24 protein-coding genes are annotated in these 23906 nt (G+C 53.7%); 8 read left to right on the forward strand and 16 right to left on the reverse strand.

Annotated features, from left to right (window positions below; genetic code table 11):
* The first annotated feature begins 1 nt into the window (after position 1).
* Positions 2 to 466 carry an ATP-binding protein gene (locus K3T82_RS16700; RefSeq protein WP_220194571.1) on the forward strand — a complete coding sequence of 155 codons (465 nt, stop codon included), beginning with the start codon at positions 2 to 4 and terminating at the stop codon, positions 464 to 466.
* A 377-nt stretch (positions 467 to 843) separates the two neighbouring features.
* A complete protein-coding gene (locus tag K3T82_RS16705; protein WP_220194572.1) occupies positions 844 to 1083 on the forward strand; it encodes a hypothetical protein in 240 nt (79 codons plus the stop codon).
* Here the strand turns inward: K3T82_RS16705 and K3T82_RS16710 are convergent.
* The 5 genes from K3T82_RS16710 to K3T82_RS16730 form a co-directional block, all read right to left on the reverse strand.
* Positions 1080 to 2387: a hemolysin family protein gene (locus K3T82_RS16710; RefSeq protein ID WP_220194573.1), complete on the reverse strand. Its 1308-nt coding sequence runs from the start codon at positions 2385 to 2387 to the stop codon at positions 1080 to 1082. The two genes, K3T82_RS16705 and K3T82_RS16710, sit on opposite strands and share 4 nt — an antisense overlap.
* Before the next feature lie 209 nt (positions 2388 to 2596).
* Complete coding sequence (locus tag K3T82_RS16715; RefSeq protein WP_220194574.1) at positions 2597 to 4717, reverse strand: 4Fe-4S dicluster domain-containing protein; 2121 nt, start codon at positions 4715 to 4717, stop codon at positions 2597 to 2599.
* 158 nt (positions 4718 to 4875) lie between these two features.
* Complete coding sequence (locus tag K3T82_RS16720) at positions 4876 to 5841, reverse strand: electron transfer flavoprotein subunit alpha/FixB family protein (RefSeq protein ID WP_220194575.1); 966 nt, start codon at positions 5839 to 5841, stop codon at positions 4876 to 4878.
* A 20-nt stretch (positions 5842 to 5861) separates the two neighbouring features.
* Positions 5862 to 6647 carry an electron transfer flavoprotein subunit beta/FixA family protein gene (locus tag K3T82_RS16725; protein ID WP_220194576.1) on the reverse strand — a complete coding sequence of 262 codons (786 nt, stop codon included), beginning with the start codon at positions 6645 to 6647 and terminating at the stop codon, positions 5862 to 5864.
* Positions 6648 to 6896: 249 nt separating this feature from the next.
* The gene (locus tag K3T82_RS16730; protein WP_220194577.1) at positions 6897 to 7550 is read right to left on the reverse strand and encodes a hypothetical protein; all 654 of its coding nucleotides are present in this window, start codon (positions 7548 to 7550) and stop codon (positions 6897 to 6899) included.
* A gap of 119 nt (positions 7551 to 7669) precedes the next feature.
* Between K3T82_RS16730 and K3T82_RS16735 the strand changes: the two genes are divergently transcribed.
* The 3 genes from K3T82_RS16735 (at position 7670) to K3T82_RS16745 (ending at position 10864) form a co-directional block, all read left to right on the forward strand.
* A complete protein-coding gene (locus K3T82_RS16735) occupies positions 7670 to 8215 on the forward strand; it encodes a GNAT family N-acetyltransferase (protein WP_220194578.1) in 546 nt (181 codons plus the stop codon).
* Between the two features lie 227 nt (positions 8216 to 8442).
* Positions 8443 to 9792 carry a cytochrome ubiquinol oxidase subunit I gene (locus K3T82_RS16740; protein ID WP_220194579.1) on the forward strand — a complete coding sequence of 450 codons (1350 nt, stop codon included), beginning with the start codon at positions 8443 to 8445 and terminating at the stop codon, positions 9790 to 9792.
* Between the two features lie 4 nt (positions 9793 to 9796).
* Positions 9797 to 10864, forward strand: a complete 1068-nt coding sequence (locus K3T82_RS16745; RefSeq protein WP_220194580.1) for a cytochrome d ubiquinol oxidase subunit II — start codon at positions 9797 to 9799, stop codon at positions 10862 to 10864.
* Positions 10865 to 11001: 137 nt separating this feature from the next.
* On the opposite strand, the gene K3T82_RS16750 is transcribed toward K3T82_RS16745, so the two are convergent.
* On the reverse strand, positions 11002 to 11262 hold the full coding sequence (locus tag K3T82_RS16750; RefSeq protein WP_220194581.1) for a hypothetical protein: 261 nt from the start codon (positions 11260 to 11262) through the stop codon (positions 11002 to 11004).
* A gap of 242 nt (positions 11263 to 11504) precedes the next feature.
* Between K3T82_RS16750 and menA the strand changes: the two genes are divergently transcribed.
* Positions 11505 to 12446 (forward strand): 1,4-dihydroxy-2-naphthoate octaprenyltransferase, encoded by a 942-nt coding sequence (menA, locus tag K3T82_RS16755; protein WP_220194582.1) that lies wholly within the window; start codon positions 11505 to 11507, stop codon positions 12444 to 12446.
* A gap of 59 nt (positions 12447 to 12505) precedes the next feature.
* Here the strand turns inward: menA and K3T82_RS16760 are convergent, their stop codons facing one another.
* The 6 genes from K3T82_RS16760 to rpiA form a co-directional block, all read right to left on the reverse strand.
* Positions 12506 to 13153 (reverse strand): histidine phosphatase family protein, encoded by a 648-nt coding sequence (locus K3T82_RS16760; protein WP_220194583.1) that lies wholly within the window; start codon positions 13151 to 13153, stop codon positions 12506 to 12508.
* A gap of 53 nt (positions 13154 to 13206) precedes the next feature.
* Positions 13207 to 14037, reverse strand: a complete 831-nt coding sequence (locus K3T82_RS16765) for an energy-coupling factor transporter transmembrane component T family protein (RefSeq protein ID WP_220194584.1) — start codon at positions 14035 to 14037, stop codon at positions 13207 to 13209.
* Complete coding sequence (locus K3T82_RS16770; protein WP_220194585.1) at positions 14034 to 14906, reverse strand: ATP-binding cassette domain-containing protein; 873 nt, start codon at positions 14904 to 14906, stop codon at positions 14034 to 14036. The genes K3T82_RS16765 and K3T82_RS16770 overlap by 4 nt, the downstream gene beginning before the upstream one ends.
* The gene (locus K3T82_RS16775) at positions 14891 to 15727 is read right to left on the reverse strand and encodes an ATP-binding cassette domain-containing protein (RefSeq protein ID WP_220194586.1); all 837 of its coding nucleotides are present in this window, start codon (positions 15725 to 15727) and stop codon (positions 14891 to 14893) included. The genes K3T82_RS16770 and K3T82_RS16775 overlap by 16 nt, the downstream gene beginning before the upstream one ends.
* Positions 15728 to 15792: 65 nt before the next feature.
* On the reverse strand, positions 15793 to 16410 hold the full coding sequence (locus K3T82_RS16780) for an ECF transporter S component (protein ID WP_220194587.1): 618 nt from the start codon (positions 16408 to 16410) through the stop codon (positions 15793 to 15795).
* A gap of 221 nt (positions 16411 to 16631) precedes the next feature.
* Positions 16632 to 17327: a ribose-5-phosphate isomerase RpiA gene (gene rpiA, locus K3T82_RS16785; RefSeq protein WP_220194588.1), complete on the reverse strand. Its 696-nt coding sequence runs from the start codon at positions 17325 to 17327 to the stop codon at positions 16632 to 16634.
* A 514-nt stretch (positions 17328 to 17841) separates the two neighbouring features.
* Between rpiA and K3T82_RS16790 the strand changes: the two genes are divergently transcribed.
* Together K3T82_RS16790 and K3T82_RS16795 are read left to right on the forward strand one after the other, a co-directional pair.
* Complete coding sequence (locus tag K3T82_RS16790) at positions 17842 to 20079, forward strand: response regulator (RefSeq protein ID WP_220194589.1); 2238 nt, start codon at positions 17842 to 17844, stop codon at positions 20077 to 20079.
* 56 nt (positions 20080 to 20135) lie between these two features.
* Positions 20136 to 20273: a hypothetical protein gene (locus tag K3T82_RS16795; RefSeq protein ID WP_220194590.1), complete on the forward strand. Its 138-nt coding sequence runs from the start codon at positions 20136 to 20138 to the stop codon at positions 20271 to 20273.
* Between the two features lie 56 nt (positions 20274 to 20329).
* Here K3T82_RS16795 and K3T82_RS16800 read toward each other — a convergent pair whose 3' ends face one another.
* The 4 genes from K3T82_RS16800 to K3T82_RS16815 form a co-directional block, all read right to left on the reverse strand.
* Positions 20330 to 21010 (reverse strand): PspA/IM30 family protein, encoded by a 681-nt coding sequence (locus K3T82_RS16800; protein WP_220194591.1) that lies wholly within the window; start codon positions 21008 to 21010, stop codon positions 20330 to 20332.
* 75 nt (positions 21011 to 21085) lie between these two features.
* Positions 21086 to 22624, reverse strand: coding sequence for an SPFH domain-containing protein (locus K3T82_RS16805; RefSeq protein WP_220194592.1), 1539 nt, complete (start codon positions 22622 to 22624; stop codon positions 21086 to 21088).
* Positions 22625 to 22632: 8 nt separating this feature from the next.
* Positions 22633 to 23439 (reverse strand): NfeD family membrane protein, encoded by an 807-nt coding sequence (locus tag K3T82_RS16810; protein ID WP_220194593.1) that lies wholly within the window; start codon positions 23437 to 23439, stop codon positions 22633 to 22635.
* Entirely contained in the window at positions 23433 to 23771 is a 339-nt protein-coding gene (locus K3T82_RS16815; RefSeq protein WP_220194594.1) for a hypothetical protein, read from the reverse strand. Before K3T82_RS16815 ends, K3T82_RS16810 begins: the two co-directional genes overlap by 7 nt.
* Between the last annotated feature and the right edge of the window lie 135 nt (positions 23772 to 23906).

The raw sequence follows: 23906 nt of genomic DNA on the forward strand, positions 1-23906 counted from the left end.
TATGGAGTTGGTTCTCCTCGTTGGTTTGCCAGGGGCGGGCAAGAGTACCTTCTATCAGCAACATTTCGCCGCCACCCATGCCCTTGTGAGTAAAGATCTACTGCGCACAAATCGGCAACCGGCGCGGCGTCAACTCCAACTTATCGAAGAAGCGCTTCAGGAAGGACGCTCGCTTGTAGTAGATAATACCAATGCCTCGCGCGCGGAACGCGCTGATGTAATTGCTTTGGGGAAAAGCCTGGGAGCGCACATCGTAGGTTATTATCTCGCTTCAGATGTGGCAAGCTGTCGCGAGCGCAACGCGCGTCGTGAAGGACGCCAGCGTGTGCCTGATGTCGCGATCTTTGCCATTCTCAAGCGCCTGGAGCGCCCCGACTATAGTGAGGGCTTTGAGGAACTCTATTATGTGCGTAATAACGAGGAGGCGGGCTTTGCTCTAAGTGATTGGACATCTGAAGATCTGTGAGTGGATTATATTTACATGTCTCAATACCTTGGCTCTATCCCCAAACGTAAGCAGTCCAACTCTCTCTTGTTTATCGAAGCTTATTCGTAATGTTCATCTTATTTCGAAATTCGAATTCGAATGTTTGCCAGAACATCATCGTGCTGTTTCTCTTATTTCGAATTCGATTTTTCGAAAATAAAAAGATTTCTTTAATTTCGAAAAGATCGAAACTCGAACTCGAAATTCGAGGGTTACGGAAGGTTAACGTTTCAAATAGTATATTTTAGGGGACGAATTTTATCAATATAGTTGTAAGATTTTGTGGAAATTCTTTCTACCATTTTGGACGTTAAATGTTGCTATATTCTTTTGGGGAAAGTACATGCTGCTTTTGCATGTTTGTGGGAGAAGGTCTGCAAGCATCCTTTGAATGGGAACTCTTCACGCCGGAGGAGTTCAGTACCTTCGCCGCCTCCTGTGGCTTCCGCACCATCCAGACCTGCACATGGTCCGATGAGGCACGCCTGCCTACGGCGGACATCCCTCGCTTTCAGATTGTGCTAGAGAAGGTCGGATATCGCCAGCGAGTGGAGCAGGTACCTGAGCTATATCAGGTACCTGTCCCTGGCTTTTAGGAGCCTTTGGTTTTGGCGAGGACCTTATCGATACGCCTGCCATCCATGTCAACGATCTCAAAGGTGTAGCCATCGATCTCGGTTTTGTCGCCTACGGCGGGGATGCGCCCCATGTGAGCCAGGATCATGCCCGCCAGTGTCTTGTAGCTAAGATGTGATTCCTCTGGTGCTTGAGGCATATCAAGTTTCTCACGTGCTCGCTGCTGGTCGACCATAGCGTTGATGAGCCAGCTTCCATCCTCACGTTGCGTAAAATCAACCTCTTCCGGCTCGTCGTATTCGTCCTGTATTTCGCCAACCAGTTCTTCGAGCACATCTTCGAGTGTAACGAGGCCCGTGACCTGGCTGTACTCGTCAATTACGATGGCGAGATGGACACCCTTGCGGCGGAAGACATTAAGCAGATCATCGACATACTGATATTCGAAGATAAAAAACGGTGGGCGTGCTAGCTTTACCAGATCAGGCTGCTCGTCCTCGGAGCGCTTGCGGAGTAGATCTTTGGCGTAGAGCACACCAACGATGTTATCCAGGGTCTCTTCATAAAGCGGCAGGCGCGTATAGCCAGAGCTCAGGAAGGTCTCGATGACCTGATCCAGGGGTGTGCCAACCTCAATTGCGACGATCTCGGTGCGCGGTATCATAACCGTGTTTACGGCGCGGTCGGAGAAGCGAAAGATACGGCTAATAAACTCCTCTTCGTTGCTCTCTACTGTTCCGCTTACCGCGCCCTCGCGTGCCAGATACACAATGTCCTCTTCTGTTATCTCTTGCTTGTGCGGTTTATATTGTCCGATGAGGCGCAAGATGATGTTGGCCGAGAAGGTCAGGAAGCCAACGATAGGTCCCGCGATGACCGAGAGCCTGGTCATGAATGGAGCGGCGGCATTGGCGATGCGTTCCGCCGATTGAAGCGCGATACGCTTGGGAACCAGTTCGCCAATGAGGAGTGAGAAATAGGTGATGAGGATTACCACCAGGACAAGTGAGATGGTGTCGGCATAGGGTCCCACATAGGGGAGGGGGCGTAGCCACGCGCTCAAGATAGCGCTAATGCTTGCGCCACCATAGGCCGCCGAGAGGGTACTGATAAGGGTAATGCCAATCTGGACGGTTGCCAGAAAGCGTTCTGGATCTTCCGAGAGTTTGAGTGCCTGCTGAGCGCTGGCCTTGCCTGCGTCTGCCTGCTGCTGAAGTCGTCCCCGACGAGCCGAGACGACCGCGATTTCGGAGGCGGCGAAGAAGCCATTCGCCAGAATCAAGATAAAGATGATGAGTACTTCTACACCAGGAAAGCCAGCCATAATAGTTCTACTTCCTTCATGTGTTCAATGTGCCGCAAGGAGGGGTGTTTTCTTTGCTACTTGTCTGGTCTCCATTTTAGCATAGATATAAGGGTGGCTTCTTCGTCTTTTGCCTTGCGTTGCTCAGAAAAGTCAGAACAGCGGATACGTTGCTGATGTCGTTCGCAATGCATCCGCTGTTCTGACCTTGAAAATGGGTAATGGGCCCTCTACTTCGTGGCTGGCTCCTTGCTATCGATAGCCTGGGCGAGGATTTCAGAAATGTCCTCGATTTTGAGCTTCTCTTCGGCCTCGACACCCTTGACACCATCCTCAAACATGGTGATACAGAAGGGACAGGCCGCTGCTACGACTTCAGCCTTGGTTTCCAGGGCTTGATTGATACGGGTCTGGTTGACGCGAGTGCCAACTTTCTCCTCCATCCAGGCGCGACCGCCGCCGCCGCCACAACAGAAGCTCTTGTTGCGGTTACGCTCCATTTCCGTGATGCCATTGCCGTTGAGTACTGTTAGTACGCGGCGTGGCTCGTTGTAGGTGTCGTTATAGCGACCGATGTAGCAGGGATCGTGATAGGTCAGCTTGCGCTTATCGAAGTGCTCAGGTAGATCGAGCTTGCCTTCTGAGAGCAGCTTATCGATAAATACTGTATGATGAACGACATTGTAGTCGCCGCCAAGCTGTGTGTATTCATTCTTCATCGTATTGAAGCAGTGTGGGCAGGCGGTAATGATTGTGCGCTGCTTCGGCTCGCTCGGCGTGCCTTCATCGCTCTTGGCTGACTGGTTAAAGCCATAGCCGTTGAGAGTCTCGATATTCTGCATCGCCTGCATCTGCCAGAGGTATTCGTTGCCAATACGGCGCGCGGGATCGCCTGTGCATGACTCCTCTGGTCCCAGGATGGCGAAGTTGACCTTCGCGGCGAGCAGGACCTTGGCGACCGAGGTGGCGACCTTTTTGTTACGCTGATCGAATGATCCCATACAGCCGACCCAGTAGAGCACATCGGCTTCGGGATTCTCGGCGAGCAGGGGGATACCCAGTCCCGCCGCCCATTCGGCGCGCTTATCGTTGCTGATCTCCCACGGGTTGCCGTTGCGCTCAATATTATTGAAGAGTGAGGTAACCTCCTGCGGGAAGTCACTCTCCTCCATAACGAGACTGCGGCGCATGTCAACGATCTTTGGCACATGCTCGATAGAGACGGGACAAATCTCCATGCAAGCCATACAGGTCGTGCATGACCAGAGTGCCTCCTGTGAAATGATGCCCCCGATCATCGGCTCATGATGTGCCTCTTTTTCTTCAACCGTCTTGTCGGCTTTGACGCCCGCGACACCCAGTTTGCTGTAGAGTGAATCCTTGCCGAGGATTTCGCCACTACGAACGAAGAGGGCTTCCTTCGCGCCCAGAATGATCTCTTTCGGGAGGAGAGGCTTACCCGTGTTGGTGGCGGGACAGACTGTATTGCAGCGTCCGCACTCGGTACAGGCATAGCCATCGAGCAACTGCTTCCAGGTAAATTGCTCTACCTTGGAGACTCCATAGTCATCGCGCTCCTCCAAGTTTTCTAGCAAGGGGAGTTCGCCCTTGGGCTTGTAGCTCTGGAAGAAGACATTGAAAGGGGTTGCCAGCAGATGCAGGTGCTTAGAGCGTGGCAGGTAGATCAGAAAGCTTAGGACAACCGCGATATGTATCCACCAGGAGACACGATAGGCGAGGGTTGCCGCTCCGGTTCCCATGGGATTGAAGAGCGGGCTGAGGAAGGCAGCGAGCGGCGTCCAGGCCGCGCCCCCTGTTGCTACATAGTTGAAGCATTCTACCAGGGTCAGGGTGAAGATAACCAGGAAGATCAGGCCCAGGATGATATAGCCATCCCAGGGACCATGAAGCGCGCTCTGAAGTTGTTTAGGATGGAAGACCGCGCGCCGGATAGCGAAGAGCACCAGGGCCAGCATGACGAAGACAATGAAGAAGTCAAGGATGCTGGCGAATACGGGACTATTGCCAAGGAATGGGATTGAGATGTTGTACGCGTTGACGATCAGTTCGAGCAGGCCGAACTGAATGACAATGAAGCCCCAGAATGTAAAGAAGTGGGCGATACCAGGAATTGGATCGCGCAGCACACCGCTCTGTCCAAGCACCACCTTGAAGATCGAACCGACGCGTGCTCCAATGCGGTCGAAGCGATTATCTGGTTGAGCTTTTACCAGCAGAGTGACCAGTTCACCGGCGCGCAGGGCGAAGAGTCCGAGTGCCGCCAGGAAGAGCACCGTGAAGATGAGAGCGCCGATCCATCCCCCTGTGGGTAAGATCGCTGGGGGAGTCATAATTCGCACCTCCGTCTAGAGTATGGACGGGCGGTTGCCGTAATGCCGGACGCCAACCAGTGGAGTCGCCCGTATAGGAGAACCGCTCACCGTTGAGCAGAAAAAACAAAGATGGAAGTTCAACGCGCATCCGCAAGACGCGCGTTGAACAGGTTAGACTAGGCTTTGCGACGCTTGACCTCTGCCGTCAGTTGCGGAAGGATGGTCAGGGCATCCCCAACAATGCCAAGGTCGGCAACCGAGAAGATAGGAGCATTCTCATCCTTATTGATGGCGACGATATACTTGGCTCCCTTCATGCCTGCCAGATGTTGGATCGCGCCACTGATACCGGCGGCGACATAAAGGGTTGGTTTAACCGTCTTACCTGTCTGCCCGATCTGGTAGCTATAGGGCAGCCATCCGGCATCCACAATGGCACGTGTTGCGCCTGGAGCGCCACCAAGGGCAGCCGCCAATTCCTCGACGAGGTGGTAGTTCTCAGCCTTGCCCAGACCACGACCACCACTTACGATCACACTGGCATCTTCAAGGGCTGGACCTTCGCTGGCGACCTCAACGCTATCGATGACCTTGATGGCCTGTGCCTCGGCACTAAAGCCACCATTGAGGGTCTCGATTTCGGGGGTGCGCCCTTCGAATTGCTCGATAGAGAAGGCTTTAGGGCGCGTCAGGACGATGCCTGGACCCTGGTAGGGATGGGTAGCGGTCACGACATTCTCGCCGCCCCAGGGAACTGTGACTCGGATCTCCTCGCCCTCGAAGGCAAGATCGGTCGCATCAGTAATCAGGCCCAGATTATTGCGTACCATTAGACGCGCCGCGATATCGCGCAGGTCATAGGTTGTTGCCAGCAGCAGCAGGCGCGGCTGATGCTCATTGATGAGCGTGCTCAGGGTCTCGACTGCCGGAAGGGTCAGATAGTTGTCATAGGTCGCGTCGTCATGTGCATAGACCTTCTCCGCGCCATATGCACCCAACGTTGGCGCAATCGCAGCGGCACCGGCCCCCAGGACGATAGCTTCAGCGCGACCAAGCTTTGCGGCCTTGCCCAGTACCTCAAGTGTTGAGCGGACAGGCTGCCCGTTCTCTAGTTCGACCAGAACCCAAATTATATTAGACATCTTACACTCCTCCCTGAACCCTAAAGCAACTGGTAGCGCTGCAAGAAATCAGCGATACGCTGGGCCGCGCTGCCATCGTCTTTGACTATCTGACCAGCGGCGCGGGCCTCGGCCTGCCCAACGGCGAGCACGCGCTCACGCGCTCCAGCCTCGCCGACCTGTGTGGCCTCAAGGCCCAGTTCGGCAACGGTCAGGCGGGTAAAGGGTTTCTTCTTCGCGCCCATAATGCCCTTCATGGTGGGATAAATCGCCTCGAAGGAGCCGCTAGCGATAGTCACAACGGCGGGGAGAGAGCTTTCAATAGTCTTATAGCCAGTGGGGACAACACGCTTGATGATGGCCTTCTGACCTTCAACCTGAATTTCGCGCGCGAAGGTTAACTGGGGGAGACCCAGGAACTCCGCGATAGCGCCAGGGACCATGCCTGTATAGCCGTCGGTACTCTCGGTAGAGCAGAAGACGAGATCAGCGCCCTCTTTCTGAATGGCGCTTGCCAGTACACGGGCAGTAGCTAGCGCGTCTGAGCCAGCCAGGGTGGGGTCGGTAATCAGGATTGCCCGGTCGGCACCCATCGCCAGGGCGCGGCGCATGCCGTCCTGGGCCGACTCTGGTCCCATGCTCAGAGCAATGACCTCGCTCCCACCAAGCGTATCGCGGAGCTTGATGGCGGCTGAAATCGTGCTCTCGTCGCCAGGATCAAGTACAAGGGAGACACCTGTGCGTACGAGTCGTTTGGTATTGGGATCAATCTTGCTAACTGTGGTATTGGGGTCGGGTACTTGCTTTATGCAAACGATAATCTTCATTGTGTATGTCCACCTCGCCTATTTAAGATACTCCTTATAAGAGAACCTGAACGCGCCAGCGCTAGCCGCGAGAGCAGCGTTGGTTCCTATATAAGACCATAATGTGTGACGTGGAGAAAAGAAAACTACATTGTTCCCTTGGCTATCCTATTGTACCTGTCGCAAAAAGAGAGTGTCAACGTTGCTAGCTAACGCTCAAGGTGTTTTGAGCTTTAGCTTGAGTTAAAAGGGGAACAGAGCTCATCCTGGCTACCGTCGTGTGCGCTGTCGCCTGACCGCCAGGGCCGTAATGACCGCGACCAGTCCAGCGATACAGAGGGGCAAACCGATAGATATGCCTAGCTTCTGAATGAATAAGACGCCTATGATCTCAAGGATCAGACCACCGACGAAGAGTAGGGTAATACCCAGAGACGAGCTTTCAAAGCTGGTACGAACTTCCTGCCGTTCGTAGCGAGTCTCCTGCCTGGGGTGTTCCGCCTCTTCCGTGGATGTGCCTTCGCCTGCGGCTGACTCATCCTCAATGTTGGCACGAGCGTGCAACAACTCGTACAGCTTCTCGGCGTGCCGTCGCGTGGTGCGGAGATAGACCTTGTGCTCGCCGTCGCTAAGCAATAATTCACGGAAGAGTGGCTCATAGCTCTTCTGGCGGAACTCGACCCTGGTCAGCTTGTCCAGGTTGAGCGAGTCGAGGAAGAGATGCTCGCGAGGAAAGCTTTTGTAATAATAGCCCATGACGCGCTGGTTGGTGAGCACGATATCGCAGGCCGTGCTGTAGTTGACCTCTCCGTTATCCCAGAAGCCGGGGGCTGAGAAGAGCACACTCTCTCCCTCCTGCAAATGCTTCTGAAGACCCTTTGGCCCTTTGACGCTTGCGCGCGTCTGGCTTATCTCCTGTGGCAAGGAAGCGTACACCCTTTCCATTGAAATGTTGAGGCATTCTGGCTGTTATCTTCGTCTCTACTTTTAAGAGTACCTAACAGGCGCAATTATAGCACACAACCAGGGAAGGAGCACAGTTGATGTCTGAAGAGAGAGTGCAAATCCGTCCAGCGCGGCTTGAAGATGCGTCTGGCATCGCACATGTCCATGTTGATAGCTGGCGCACGACATATCGTGGCCTGATTCCTGATGCTTATCTGGATGGTTTATCGTATTATAACCGGGAACAGGAGCGCCGTCGTATTCTCCAGGCTCAGCAGGATGGCCGCTCCCAGTCTTCTACCATTGTTGCCACCGAAGCTGAAACTGGGAGGATCGTTGGTTTCGTGAATGGAGGGAGGGATCGTACTGGTATCTCTGGCTATGCTGGAGAGCTGTATGCCATCTATTTATTGGAGGAGGTCCAGGGAATGGGCCTCGGTCGTCGCCTGACACGCGCCCTGGTTGTTGAACTGCTGCGGCTTGGTATTACATCTATGACAGTTGTGGTGTTGGCTGAGAATCCCGCGCATTATTTCTATGAGGCGCTGGGTGCGCGTTTGCTCCGTGAGCAAGAAGACGAGATTGGTGGCAAGCGACTTGCTGAGCGAGTCTATGGCTGGGCAGACATCCGCCCATTACTTTAGGACATGGGGAAAGAAGCTTATACTTTTCTTATAGCTAAGATGGACAAAGGCGCGCTGAGAAGCGACCTGTGCTTCTGGTTTTGCTTTGCCCATCTTATGACTACAATAGAGATAAGCAAGTATCTGGGCATAGTTCCTATGGCGTCAAAGACAGAGAACCAGTGAGAGCTAGAACGGAACAAATCTTAGCAATTTGTAGTGCTTGAAAAATAACAGGGGAAATCGACATGGGAGATTTACTGGCTGCACGTGCCCAAATGGGTACCTCGTTGGCCTTTCATATCATCTTCTCAGTGCTGGGTGTGGGCTTGCCGCTGCTCCTCTGCATCTCCGAGGGGTTGGCGCTGAAAACAAAGAATCCAACCTATATGTTGCTGACACGGCGTTGGGCGAAAGCGGCGGCGATTCTCTTCGCCATTGGAGCTGTCTCGGGAACGATCCTCTCCTTTGAGTTGGGATTACTCTGGCCGTCATATATCGCCTTCGCTGGCAAGGTGGTTGGTATTCCTTTTATGCTAGAGGGCTTTGCCTTTTTCCTGGAGGCCATCTTCCTTGGTCTGTATCTCTATGGATGGGATCATCTTTCACCGCGAGCTCACTGGCTTTGCTCCTTCCCAATCTGGATCAGTGGTTTGCTCTCAGCCTGGTTTATTGTTAGCGCCAATTCATGGATGAATACACCGGCTGGCTTTGTCTTTAAAGATGGAATAGCAGTTGATGTACGACCATTTCAGGCCATTTTTAACCCCAGCACACCCTTTGAAACTGTGCATATGATGCTGGCATCATATGTCTGCACAGGCTTTGGCGTTGCCGCTGTCTATGCCTGGGCCATCTTGCGCGGTAAGCGTGACGACTATCACCGTAAAGGTTTGATGCTGGGTATGCTCATGGCGGTAGTGGCGATACCATTGCAGATTGTGAGTGGCGACTTTAACGCACGCTTCCTGGCAAACTACCAGCCTACTAAATTCGCGGCTATGGAAGCCGTCTTCAAGACACAAGATGGCGCGCCAATTACCGTGGGTGGGCTGGTTGATCCCGCGACAGGCGAGGTACGCTACGCGCTGGAGATTCCCAGAGGCCTGAGCCTGTTGGCGTATGCCAATCCCGACGCGACGGTTAAGGGCCTGGATCAATATAACCGTCAGGATTGGCCGAATGTGCCCCTGGTGCATTTGTCCTTTGATGGCATGGTTGGCTCGGGTTTCTTCGCGCTCTTTATCGCCTGTGTTTTCTGGTTCATGTTCTTCCTCAAGAAGAGAGTAATACCGGAGGATAAGCGTCTACTCTGGGGGGTAATTGCTGCTGGTCCGCTCTCCTTTCTGGCTGTCGAATTTGGATGGATGGTCACAGAACTGGGGAGGCAACCCTGGACGATCTATGGCTACCTGCGCACAAAAGATGCTGTTACCACAGCCCCCTGGTTGAACATAAGTTTTCTGGTCTTTACTCTCATCTATATTCTATTAGGTGTGGCGCTGGTCTGGTTGCTCTTGCGTGTCGCGCGCACTCCAATGCCGCGCCTGACTTCGCAGGCAGTTCCCCAGCCAAGTACACAGAGAGCGAGGGCCTAGGCGCATGAATATTGAGTTGATAGCCCTGATTATCCTCTGGTGGGCCTTGATTGCGTATGCGGTATTAGGTGGAGCGGACTTTGGCGCGGGTGTCTGGGATCTGGTGGCTTTTGGTCGGACTGCCGAGCGTCAGCGCGAGTTCATTCGGCACGCGTTGGGCCCTGTCTGGGAGGCGAACCATGTCTGGCTGATCTTTCTGATTGTGGGCCTCTTTACCATCTTTCCCCCAGCCTTTGCCGCGCTGAGTATCGCTCTCTTCCTGCCTTTTACCCTGGTGCTGATTGGCATTGTCTTGCGCGGGGCGGCTTTCATCTATCGTGCGCATGCCACCGAACAGCAGGGGAAATTCGCGCGTAGCTGGGGAAAAGTCTTCAGCCTGGCAAGCTTGCTGACACCATTTTTCCTGGGGGTGAGCGCCGCCGCTGTCGCCAGCGGTAGATTGCTGCCTGAGAGCGGTGTGGCAAGCGCGACCTATGTCGTATCGTGGATAAATCCCTTTGCCCTGGTCATCGGCCTGATGGCTGTCATGCTTTGCTCAACGCTGGCGGCTATCTATCTCACCGTCGAGGCTCAGGCGGCTCGCGATCATATGCTTATGCAAGCGTACCGTCTGAAGGCGGTTTTTGGGGGAGGTGTGACCGCTTTCCTTGGCTTGCTGGGGCTCTTGCTGGCACCCTATTACGCGCCAATCCTCTGGCAGGGAATGCTGATGCGGGCGCTCCCAATCGCGATTATTACGATGGCTTTGGGTCTGGGGACAGCGGCGACGCTCATCCAGGGGCGATATCGTGTCGCGCGTGTGCTGGTTGTGGTGATGACTGCCTTTATGCTTAGCACCTGGGGTCTCTCGCAGTATCCTTATATTATTCCACCCTACTTTACGATTGAGGGTACCGCTAATGAGCCTTCTGTGATTCTGGTCGCGGTGATATGTGTACTGATTGGGCTGGTTCTGCTTATACCCTCACTCTACTACCTCTTCTCAGTCTTTAAGCTACCTTATCCCGCGCCGGGCATACGCAATAAGGGGAGAGGACCTACGAGACCCGCGAAGACATCAAACAGTGATTAAGTAGGCGTATAGAGGCGATGGAGACTTAGGGTGCGTGTGGCGTTTACCTTTAAGTCTCCATCTCCATATTGCTAAGTGTCCCAGCGCCCTTTATGTCCACAAAGGGCGAAAGAAATCATAAACTTTATTTGTTGTGTTTAGCGTGAAGGCTTCAGAAGTTTGTGAAACATACCAAAGAGCAGGAATGTAGGAGGCCATTGACCTACAAAGAGACTCCAATCACGTTTACCACTCAAAAAGAGTGTGGCCGAGCAGATAATCGAGACCAAAGCGGCCCAGTACCAAACTTCCTCTGAGACTTGATCGGTAACACGAAAGTATTGGTCATGTGCTTCCTTGGGCATATGCTTAAAGTTACTCTTCTTGTCAGTTGTAAAATCAATATCGATGTTAGACATCGTAAACTATCCTTTCCTGATATACGATTGTGTATCAAGTGCTCCTGAATGCTCTAATGCTAAACCTTCCAGGCTATGGACAGCCCTTTGACTTTCATCTCTAGTTAGAGATATATTTCAAGTATAGAGACAAAAGACAAAGGCTATTGATATCCCATTGTGAGAACTTGCCCAATACTGAAGAGCTCATTTGGGCGTGATGACACAATGGTACACAGACAGATCGGGTTAGAACGATATTTATGGTAGATAATACAGTTTCATCATCTTCGGGAAGCGTTCAGCCAGCATGGAAATACTGGTTAAAGACAGCACGCCCCTTTACACTGGTCGCGACAGTAAGCCCGCTGGTCGTGGGCACTGCTATCGCTTGCTATGAGGGCACATTCCATATATGGGCCTTCCTGGCGACCTTCTTCTCCTGTCTCTTCTTGCAGATTGGTACGAACTACTTCAATGAATATTTTGACTATGCCTATGGCCTGGATCATGCCGGTTCGCTAGGTGCCTCAACGGTGATCTTCCGGAATGAGATGAGCGCGGGTCAGGTTCTGGGTGGGGCTATTGGTTGCTTTGTGCTGGCTGCGCTGCTCGGTATTGTCCTGGCCTTCCTGGTTGGTCCGGTGATTCTGCTCTTCGGATTGGCAGGCCTGCTCATTGCCTACTTCTATAGCGCACGCCCCTTTAAGTTCTCCAGCCGGGGCCTGGGTGATGTCATGGTCTATATCGCGATGGGCTTTTTGATGACCTGGGGAGCGTACTACGTTCATATTCAACAGTGGTCGTGGCCTGCTTTTGCTGCCAGCGTTCCGGTGGGCTTCCTGGCGATGGCGATCCTCAATATGAATAACACTCGCGATTACCAGGATGACCTGGCGGTGAACAAGAAGACGCTGCCAGTGCGTTTCGGTGTTGCATTTGGGCAGCGCTTTCATGCTACTCTGCTCATGGGTAGCTATCTTGCGGTAACCATCTTCGCGCTTGTTGGCCTGTTACCTCTCTTGAGCCTGGTGGTTTGGGTAACCTTCCCTCTGGCTTTTACCAATGTCAGAGCGGTTTTAAAGGCGACCGACCGTATGGACTATATGGTTGGTATTAAGCGGACTGCACGCCTGCACCTGCAATTTGGCGTGGTCCTGGCGCTAGGCATTCTGATAGCAATCCTCCTTCCCTGGAAGATTTAGCATGAGTATAAAAAGAGACTCCCTGGCGCGTATGGTACCAGGGAGTCTCTTTTGGCGCTCTATTGTTGGAGGGAGCGCAGGTGGGCGTTATCGTTGAAGCGCGTGAGATGAACCACATCCCCCGTGATATGGAGTTCTGTAACGCTCGCGTTGGCGACATTGAGACGACGACTGGCGGAGAGTGACATATCGAGTAGGTGTCCAACCAGCAGGCGGATTACCGTCTGGTGCGAGACCAGGAGTAGTGTCTCCCCGCTGTGTTTTACCAGGAGGTCTGTCAGGCAGGGAACGGTACGCGCGAGCACCGCTTGCTGGGTCTCTCCACCAGGAGGGCAGCTCATCCATGAGCCGCGATCCCAGGCCGCAAGTTCCGCTGGATATTCCTGCTTGAGGCGTTCTCGCGGTATATTCTCCCAGCGTCCAAAGTCCATCTCGCGTAGCGCCAGGCGTGTCTGAAGAGGGAGTTGGAGCTGATTGGCGCTAGGGGTAGCCGTCTGTCGTGCACGCTCCTGGGGACTGCAATAGATGGCGTTAATATCTTCATGGCGCAGGCGCTCGGCCAGGGTTTTTGCCTGAAGCAGGCCCAATTCTGTGAGTGGCACTTCCGTGGTGCCATAGCAAACATTATCTCGGCTGTAGCTGGTTTCGCCGTGGCGTACGATCAGCAAGCGGGTGGTGGGTAGGTCTGGATAGATGCGGCTGGACATGCGATGATTATGAACCTCTTTTCGCTAATTATAGATAGTTAATGACAAAATTATCAGGGTAAATAGATGGAGAGCATGAAGATCAGCAGGCAGGCAATAGTTGTTGTGCTTAGAGCCAGCAGATCGGAGCGAGTAAATGTGAGTTGACGGCGCTTGCTGCGTCTCCAGCCTCGGTGAAAGCCATAGCAGCGTGCCTCCATAGCAGTGCTCAGGATCTCGGCACGCTGAAAGCCACTCAGGAAGAGTGGGATGAGCAGAGGAGCAACCTTGCGTGCCCGTTGGAGCAGATTCCCCTGATCGAAGCGCACACCTCGCGCGGCTTGAGCCTTAATTAGACGCTGAATCTCGTCCGTGAAGATGGGAACGAACTTCAGCGCGATGACGAAGACCATTACAAAGGCGTTCGTGGGGATACCTATCTTCTGTAAAGGGGAGAGAAGAGCCTCCATGCCATCGGTCAGGTCTACCAGGGAGGTACTGAAGAGAAAGAGCGAAACCAGATAATACAGGAAGAGCACACGGATCATAAGCAGTACGCTATTGAGCAGGCCCTCGATGGAGATGCTCAGAACGCCCCAGTGCCAGAGATAGGTAACCTGTCCCGTCGGCGCATAGAAGAGCACCTGTAGCACAAAGATAAAGGCTAGGAAGCCCAGGAAGGGACGAAAGCTACGCAGGACATAGCGTGTCGAAATGCGCGATATCCCCTGAATCAGGACACAGAGCAAGAGCAAGCCCGCGAAGGCTATGAAGCTCTTCACCAGTGAGGTGACCACAATCAGCAGGATCACACAGAACAGTTTGCTACGCGGGTCCATGCGCGTGAGCGCCGAATCATTATTGATATATTGCCCAAAGGTGATATTGCGTGAAAGCTCAATCATACAGAACCTCCCGACGCCGTAGGTGTGGACGCCTGGATGATAGCCTCCTCCAATTCCTCAAGTGTAAGTACATTGGTTGGCAGATCGGGATAGATAGCGCGCAACGAAAGCGCGATGCGCGCTGCCTCCGGTAGCTCAACCTGGAGCGTGTCCAACTCTGATGCGCGCGCGAGCACTTCGTGAGGTGTACCTGAGAACGCAAGCTTGCCTTGATCCAGGATATGAATGGTGTCCGCCAGTTCAGCGACATCTTCCAGGCTACTCGACGCGTAGATGATGCCTAGATGTTGTTCATGTTTGAGGCGTGTGATGAGGTCCAGCAGTTCCCGTCGTCCATGCGGGTCCAGGCCTGCTGTTGGCTCGTCGAAGATTATCACCTCTGGCTGAAGGGCCAGAACACCCGCGATGGCTACGCGTCGCTTCTGACCACCACTGAGGGCGTAGGTGTAGCGTGTGCGAAAGTCCTCATAGGATAGGCCAACCATCTCCAGCGAAGACTGAACTAGGCGGCGTGACTCGGCGAGCGAGACGCCCTTGCGCTGGGGGCCGAAGGAGACATCCTTGCCGACCGTCTCTTCAAAAATCTGAGCCTCTGGCGCTTGAAAGACCACGCCAACTATTGCGCGCAGGCGCTCCATATTAAAGGTCGCGCTTGCCACATCCTGACCACGAAAGCTTAACATGCCCGGTGATACTTTGATCAGCCCAGCAAGTATATCGACCAGGGTGGACTTGCCTGAGCGAGTTGGGCCAACGAGCGCGGTCACTTCGTTTTCGGCAATGGAGAGAGTCAGGCCGCGCAGGGCCTCAGCGGCGAAGGGGGTATCGCGCAGGTAGGTGTGGCGCACGTTCTTTAATTCGAAGAGCATAGCCCCGCCTTTAACTGTTCGCTAGAAAGGACGACCTCTGGAAGCGTGCTCCAGCCTCGCGCGCGTAGGCGTTGTCCCAGGCGCGTGACCATTGGCACATCGAGCCCCATGGAGTGTAGCATCTCAGCTTTGGCAAAGATTGAAGCAGGAGGTCCATCCAGTGCAATCCTTCCCTGATGCATGACGATCACACGCTGAAAGTCCGTGACTTCACGCATAAAATGTGTGATATGAATGACGGCGATTCCCTGCTCACGGGCGAGGCGCTGCTCGGTTGCCAGAAGGGCGCGCCCCAGGTGACCAGGGAGCATCGTCGTGGGCTCATCGAGAATTAGATAGCGAGGACGCATTGCCAGAACACCCGCGATGGCTACTTGCTGTTTTTGTCCAACTGAGAGGTCGGTCAGCGGTTGTTGGGCATATTCTGTAAGTTCAAGGATTGAGAGTGCCTCCTGAACGCGCTCCTCAATCTCATGGCGTGGTAGGCCCAGGTTCTCGGGTCCGAAAGAGACATCATCAATGACGGTATTCGCCACAAGCTGATCGTCGGGATTCTGAAAGACGATGCCTACGTGCTGGCGAATGGTCCAGAGATCCTCACCGTGTGCGGTCGTGGGGAGTCCTTCAACTCGCACCTCGCCACTGGTCGGCTTGAGGATGGCGGCTAGCAGGCGCGTCAGCGTGCTTTTGCCGGAGCCATTATGCCCAATCACAGCTACCATCTCTCCTGGCTCTATATGCAGGTTGATATCATGAAGAGCGGGTGGTGTCTTGGTATCCTGGGCGTTATAATGGAACGTCGCATTATGAACTTCAAGCATTGGTTTGGTGGTTTGCTCCCACCAGACCACTACTAGCAGTGGTCTGGTGGCCTTCTAGTGGGGGGCTAATAGGGTAGTTGGTCGCGGGCCTTGACGTCAGGCGCATGTACCAGGCGGTTTTTCACAATATAGTAGCTACGTGCGACTGCCTCGGCGAAGATGGCTGAGATGACGGTCTCCGCGATAACCTGGGGCAGGAATGTTGCCAGTACAACGCCATTGGCAGGGATATAGCCTCGCGCGATACCCATACCTATGACCAGGACGGAGTTGGTAAGCGAACCAGCGGCACCAGCGATGACCGCAGCCACATCAAAATTTAAGCGTCTGAGGGCGGCGAAGACTGCCCAGGCGACCAACCCGATAAAGATACGTGGCAGGATCGCTACACTTGGATCTTTAAAGATTGGCGAGGTGGCATGCAGAAGGCTCATCAGGCCGAAAATAAAACCGGAGAGCAAGCCCACAATAGGCCCGCCAATGATACCTCCGATAATAGTTGGAATATGCCCGGTAGTTGCGTTGCCAGAGAGGTTGGGAACCGGGATGAAGCCAATACCGGGAATCCAGGTAATACAGACGGTGAGACCGCCAAGCATGCCAGCGATCAGCCAGCGCTCGGTTGTGAGTCTCCACGGGTTGATATTGTCCGTGTTTTGCGTCTTCTGTTTGCGTTCGCTCAAGGAAACACTCCTTTGTGCAAAATACATGCTAAAGCCGCCCTGGGGCGCGCGTTGACTGGCGCAAATAATCAGTAGAGATGTGTTTTGCTAGATGTATATCTCTCTATTCTTGCACTATACCCGGCATTACCTTTGCTGTCAAGAATAGTTGAGTGTTTGCTTGGCATGAGACAGATTATGTGACTGACATGATCACGCCAGCCACATAATCCGAATATCTTCTAGGGAAGGGTTTGAACCCCATTGGGTCCCCCGATGAGCACCTGGCGAGCCATGCCAAGGAACAGACCGGTCTCGACAATGCCAACGATATGATGTAGGCGCTCGTCCAGAGCGGCGGGGTCGGAGATGCCCTGAGCGAATGTGCAATCCAGGATCATATTCTGATTATCGGTAATAAAAGGGGTTTCACCTTTCGAGCGAAGCTGGACGTTCGCGCCCAGGTCAGTAAGCTGACGCTTGACGAGTGGGGTCGCAAAAGGCACAACCTCAATGGGCAGCGCGAAACTCTGGCCCAGCCGTTCTACCAATTTGAGGTGGTCTGCGACGACCACAAAGCGCCGCGAGGCTGAGGCGACGATTTTCTCACGCAGGAGCGCGCCTCCACCTCCCTTGATCAGGTTGAGTTGAGGATCGATCTCATCGGCACCATCTATATAGAGGTCGAGTGTAGGATTTGCCTCGAAGGTTGTCACGGGAATACCAAAACTTTGCGCGAGCTCTTGAGACGCGAGGGAGGATGAGATAGTGCCCGCGATATGCAATCCTTCTTGCATTCGCTTGGCAAGGGCGCGGATGAAGAAAGCCGCCGTTGAGCCGGTGCCTAGCCCGACCAGCATACCATCCTCGACGAGCGAGGCTGCGGCCTCACTTGCGGCCCGTTTCCAGGCGTCACGATTCGTACCCTGAGCAGTCATAGTATAGAATCTCCACCAATAAATCAAAGTGCTAGTTAAGAAGAGTTCTCTTCTGAAGTATAGCACGTGGCATGCCTATAACGTTCCATGCTTGTTTAATGGGCCAGGAAATTTCTTTGTAGGGATTGCTATGGCTATTGTAGCTCTACTAGGAGTGTAGTCCCCGCCTGTACTAGGTAGAGTGTGCTAAGCGAGAAGTGGGACTTCCCGCTCCAATTCGTCAAATCCTTGCTATCTATGAAGTGCCGTGATACACTCATTGCTGATAAGCTTCATAAGATAAGATATGACAAACTCATCTGATTGCAAGCGTGAAGAAGGCTTGCGGCGTTTCTCCAACAGTGCCAGCTGGGGATTTTCGTGTGCCCTGGTCAGGACGAGAAACCAGCGTGAAGGGCAGCCTGCAAGCCAGAATGATCGTAGGTGCTAGGCTGTCAATACGCACGTCTAAAGGTAGAAGGAAGCGTCAAACGAGAGGGCAGAACAGGCGCGGCCTGCTGTAGGTGGTAGAATAATGTCAAGTATAGCGCGCATATTTGTAATTGAAGATGACGATCATACAGGTCAGCAGATCGTAAACGCCCTGCGCAATGATGGTTATGGCGTGTGGGGGGTGACAAATGGTGGAGACGCCGTCCGCGCATTATGGTCAGAAGAATACGATGCGGTGATATGCGACCTCGATGCGCCCGGGATAGAGGGATTCGAATTGCTGCAATGGTTGCGGGCATATCGCCAGAATACGCGCATGGTGGTATTTGGTGGGAGTAATGTGGATAAGATGCGTATGCAGTCATTAGAGAATGGGGCCGATAGCTATCTAGAGAAGCCACTTGATGTTCGCAAGTTGCGCGAAGAACTGCGGCGACTCCAGAATGATGCTGGCTTGACAGTCGACCTAGATTCGTTCGATCTATTAGATGTGATCCAGGTCATTACGATGAGTCGTAAGAATATTGCGCTTCTGGTAAATACGGGTCTGGAGGAGCGCGGTATTCTGCGTTTTCAGACGGGTGAATTAGTCTGGGCCGAGTATGGTTTCTTACGTGGTGAAGAAGCATTCTTCGCCCTCGCAGCCCACAAGAACGGTACAGTGACCCATCAGCCCTGGAATGGGCAGGTTATCCCCAATGTCAAGTTACCGCTCTCGCGCTTGATCATGCAGGCGTTGCAGTATCGCGCGACCTATGGGCAGAGTGATGCCCCTCCCCAGCCAACTGGAGCGCAGCCCTCACTGAAGCCAACTGGTGGAGCCCAGGCCCCGCTGAACGCGCTCTCATTAGGGGACGAAGACGATACTCCTTTTGGCTTTATCTCTTCCTCCGGCACAATAGACAACGTCTCGTCAGGATTGCCCTTTCAGAATGGGAATATTGGCAATCCTGGTATGCTACCCTCTACCGAAGGGATAGATGGTTTGGGAGGGATGTTACCACCCGTTGGAGGCATGGCGGGCCAGATGCCTATCCCTGATCCTATGCAGAGCGCACCTGGACAGCTTCCAACTTCTGAGGGTATTCCCACTGGATCAGGCATGTGGCCGTTATCAGGAGCGCCGAATTCGCTTCCCGCTGCCAATGGAATGCCTCCTCTCGCGGAGAGCCCCCAGATATATAGCACGTATAATGATGAACAGGCGCGTATGTCTGCGGCGCCCTCAAAAGCGTTAGATGGTGGTTCTGGCCGTATTCCTGTGTACCCTCTGGGGCAGCATATGCCTGAAAGTGGGCTACGGGATGTTGTATTTGGACCTGCACTTGGACAGTCGGATGAGGAGGGGAATGGGATGAGTGAGCCAAGCAAAAAGGAATGGTGGGAGCGCACAGGTGAGTTACCACGTCTGAATGACGCGTTGCTACAGGAACAGAGTGGTAGACTACCAGCGGCTGAAGGCGAAAACCTCAATGCGAACACGCATCTCTTTGCGGAGGAAGCGGCAGCACTTCAGACACCCCCTGTTTCGCCCGCGTCCGAACCTCTACCATCGTGGCTTACTGACCAGCCAACCGCGTCGAATATGCCAGTCATTCGACCCGATGGGGCACCCAACATGCTAGATATTGAGCATATGCGCACGCCGACATCGAGTAGCGAGTGGGCTGCCCCCGATCCAGGCATGGTCTCGGGTCCTATCTATGCTACAGGCCCGCAAAGTATGTTGCCCCAGGGGAGCGGCGGACAGCCTGCGATTTTCCCAGAATCGCCTGAGGGGGAAACCATTCTTCAGCCCAAGATTACCAGCAGTCACTTGCAATCCTTTCAATCTCGTAATACCAGTGGCCCCCTTTCTGTGAGCCCTCAGCGTGGTAATACTGGTTCACAATCGCCACAGCGTGGTAATACTGGTTCACAACCGTCACAAGGTTTCTCACGTCGCTCTTTGAACTACCCTGCGCTCGTCTCCGCACTGCAAACGCTAGGCTATTCGGTCAAGGGCTTCATCGCCGCCGCTGTTGTGGGACTGGATGGACAACCTATCGCCCAGATTGCGGTTGATGATATGGACATCACTCCTATCTGTGCCCCCTTAAGCGCGATGATCAATGGGGCTCAGCAAGGCGCGGAACTGGGAAACTGGGGGATCTGTGAGGATGTGTTGCTCCGTAGCGCTGGGCGATATATAATGGCGCGGATAGTAGGAAGCAATCGTTCAGCGTTTCTTGTAGTTATAACGACCCGTGAAGCAGAACCGTTAGAGAGCCTGCTCATCGCGGCGAACATCGAAAGCGCGGTAAATGCGGCGTTGTCCTGATCCGATGGCACGCGTACAGACCGTGTGTTCTTGAATATATCTGGAGCAAACAAGCAATGAGTGGTATTGAAGGGGCTGAGAAGAAGCCCAAGACAGAAGAAGAGAAGGCGAATAACCGTTTTTCCTTCTGGGTAGGTATGGGTATTGCCCTGGTGATAATCGTCTTAATGGTCATCTTTTTTGGTGCCAGATAGTACAAAGTAAGCCGCTGCCCCTATCCATATCAGGCAGAAGCGACTCCCCAGCCCGTTTAATCGGAATTGAGGAGTCGCTTTAGCTTTTCGAGGTCAAGCTCGCCAGAGGTTGTCAGGTGTAAGGGAACATTCGCGTCTAGCTGGTCTGTGTCGGATTGACGAGGCTGTTTAGGACGCTTTGGTAGTGATTCAGAACTGCCGTTGGTATTGTTCTCGCTGGCAGATTGGCCTGCATCTCTGCCATTCGCATCTTGCTCGGGGCGATTATTGAGCGCGTCGAGGACTCGCTGTTGGATGAGTGCGTTGCGCTTGCGCGTCTCAAGGACTTCTGCGCTGGTCTGTACCTCGGCAATCTTCTCCTCAAGCTGACGTAGGGCGACACGCAGCGTCGTAACCAGACGATCCTGCTCCTGTTTGAGTTGTTGGAAGTGGGTAGCCTGACGCGTGAGATCGTTATAGCGCGAGAGGGCGTCGCGTGCCACCTCATCGTTCCCCTGTTGTACGGCCTGCCTGGCTTTTTGAACCCAGGTTTGAGCCGTTGCCTGGCATTCTTGTTGCCGCTTTTGGAGCTTGATTCCCTCGGCAATAGCGGTTGCGACCTGCGTTTTGACCTGCACAAGCTGGTTGCGCATATCAAGAATGAGCTGCTTGAGTGCCTTCTCAGGGTCGTCAGCGTTCTCAACGACGACGCTAAGATTTGCCCGTAACAACGTGAGCACACGCTCTAACAGATTCATAATCCACCTCGCTCTAGGTATAGTGGTAATGGAAGGCCCCAGTGAGGGCCTTCCACTATAGATGGACGCTATGTGTTAGGCGTGCTCAGTCGTATCGACGGTTCCGTTGACCTTGCTTCCATCCGTGACGTTGCCATTCTGCTCTGCCAGGGAGGGAACCTTGTTCATCAGGTCGCCGATGCGTGTACCACTGAGCAACTCGAAGAGGGCTGGAACCTGGGCCGCCATATTGACGATATCGCCCGTGAGGCGGCTGGCCCCCACACCATCCTTGCTGCCATTGGAACCCGTTGAAACGATAGTAACTTTGTCGACCTTGCTGAGGGGCTCGGCGATGGCACGTACCACATCCGGCATGTTGGTGAGTAGCTTATCAAGAACTGCTGCCTGATTGTATTCATGGTACGCGGCGGCTTTGACTTTCATCGCGTCGGCTTCAGCTTCACCCTTGGCACGAATGACTTCAGCTTCCGCGAGACCTCTGGCACGCGCGATTTCAGCTTCCGCGAGACCCTTAGCGCGTAAAGCCTCGGCTTCACCTTGACCTCTAGAGCGAGCGGCGTCCGCTTCACCTTGAGCTTCCAGAATCTGGCGCAGGCGATCCGCTTCCGCTACGGTTTCGATGCGGCGGCGCTCGGCCTCAGCAGCCTTCTGGATCGTGGCTTGCAATTCAAGTTCGCGGCGCTGAATTTCAGCCTGCTGTACCTTGATCTGAGCTTGCTTCTCGACCTCGGTAACCTTAACGGCCTCCGCGACCACCTGCTGCTGTGTTACGTTAGACTGGATGTCATAGGCTTTGTCGGCAGAGGCTTGCTGGCGTTTGACCTCGGCCTCGAAGGCGGCTTTCTTCAGTGACAGGTTACGTTGAGACTCCGCCTGCAAGGCCAGAGACTCGGTCTCTGCTTTGACGCGTTCCTGGTCGGCGCTGGCGCGAGCGACTGCGGACTCACGCGAGGCATTGGCCTGCTGGATCTGCGTATCGCGTTGAGCGAGAGCGGAAGCGATATCAGCCTCTTTACGGATACGGGCGATCTGTGGGCGACCCATATTCGTAATGTAGTCGTTCTCGTCGCGGACGTCTTTAATGGTGAATGAGATAACCTCAAGGCCCATCTTATCCATATCGGCGCTGACCGTGCGTAGCATCTTTCCGCCAACGCTCTCGGGGTCCTTTACCAGGTCCTCAACGGTCAACTGACCGACAATTCCGCGCAGATGACCCTCCATAACCAGGCGGATCAGGTTTTCGCGATCCTCGCGGGTCTTGCTCAAGAACTGCTCGGCTGCGGTCTTAATGCTGCCTTCGTCCGAGCGAACCTTAATTTGAGTTACCGCTTCGACATTCATCGCGACGCCCTGCGTGGTATAGAGCGACTGACTAGGAGCGACATCGAAGGACATCAACTCAAGCGAGAACTCCTGCGCGCGCTGGAAGAGTGGAACGACCAGCTTGGCTCCTCCGGTAATAACAGTGGTGCCACCAAAGCCATAGACAATGAGTGCCTGGTTTGGACCAACCTTGCGGAGCAGGCTACCTATAATTCGTAATAGAATAAGAACGACAACAACGAGGACAACAACCCCAATCGCGATCATTATAGTGAGGTCTGTCATGATGTCCTTTACTCCTTTTGCATATCTTGACGTACGGCATAGTCAGAATCTTTAACATTTAGATCATTCATAAGTGAGTGCAGCTTGTCTACCTCGTTCTCATTGAGTGTGCCGCCTTCTTGCTCAATGAAGTGCTCCCATGTGTCTACCTCTGCAATACCCCGCTGATAGCTCAATACAACGATCTCTTGTCCCCGTTCCAGGCGCCTACCATCGGCGCTACGAGCGGGAATCGTCTTGCGATGACCACCCGGCGAGATATAGATGATCTCACCAAGACTATTCGCGGGAATCGCCATATTGACCTTACCTACCAGGCCTGTGCGCTCCGATATATCCTGAACCGTTGTCGCCTCACTATGACCAACCAGGCGGTCAAACAGATTGACGATGAGGGCAGCCAGAATGATGCCACTTCCCACAGCACAGACGATGGTAATCGGCAATGTCAGGTTGGTGACGTTATGGAACAGGTAACCAAAGAAGCCAAACCAGAGTAGGAAGAGCACAATGGCGGTTGGATTGAGGAGCGCGAGCAGTGAGAAGCCATGTCCGCCATCGTGCTCACCACCATGATCACCACCGCCGACATGGTGGTGAGCATCAGCATGAATGCTTGAGGCGTGAGACGCGTGAAAGGTATCACCGACATGTGCCTGCACACCGTGTATAAGCCCGTGTCCTGTTCCGGCATCATGTCCAACGCCGCCATGACCGTGGCTGAGTTGACCAAGGAAGGCCACAGCGAGCAAGAAGAGAAGACCGAACAGGAAACACGCAATAAAGACAAGCGAGAGCGAATCAGTTGCTAGCATAGCGCTGCTCCTTTATCTCCAGGTAGACCGCGTTTCCGGTTATTTTTTCCCAGCGCACGGTCAAAGCATTCTACCAGACTGATAATAGCGGTAACAAAACCAGCGAGACCGCTGACAAGCGCGATAGAGAGGTACGCTGGAAACGGGGTGATGCCAAAGAACGACAGCCAGGGGAACAGGTCGTCAGCGTGGAGCGCGGCGTATCCAAGCAGAAGCGACCCGCCTAGCAAGGCCAGCGGAGTCAAGATTGGATGACGCTGCAAGATTGGATTGCGTGCCAGGCGTAATCCTCTCGGCTGGGCATCCTGTTGCCCGGATTGACGCATATACACGAATGTAAGACCTCTTCCTTTCTCGCGACTACCATTTCGACTTGTATCTGGCGGAATCGTTCCGCAGTTGAGAATGCTACTTGTCGAGCAATGGTGTAGACGCGCTTGCTGGATCTATTAACTAAGACGCAAGTG

This window comes from Ktedonospora formicarum (assembly GCF_016587355.1).
In the GTDB taxonomy this organism is placed as follows: domain Bacteria; phylum Chloroflexota; class Ktedonobacteria; order Ktedonobacterales; family Ktedonobacteraceae; genus Ktedonobacter; species Ktedonobacter formicarum.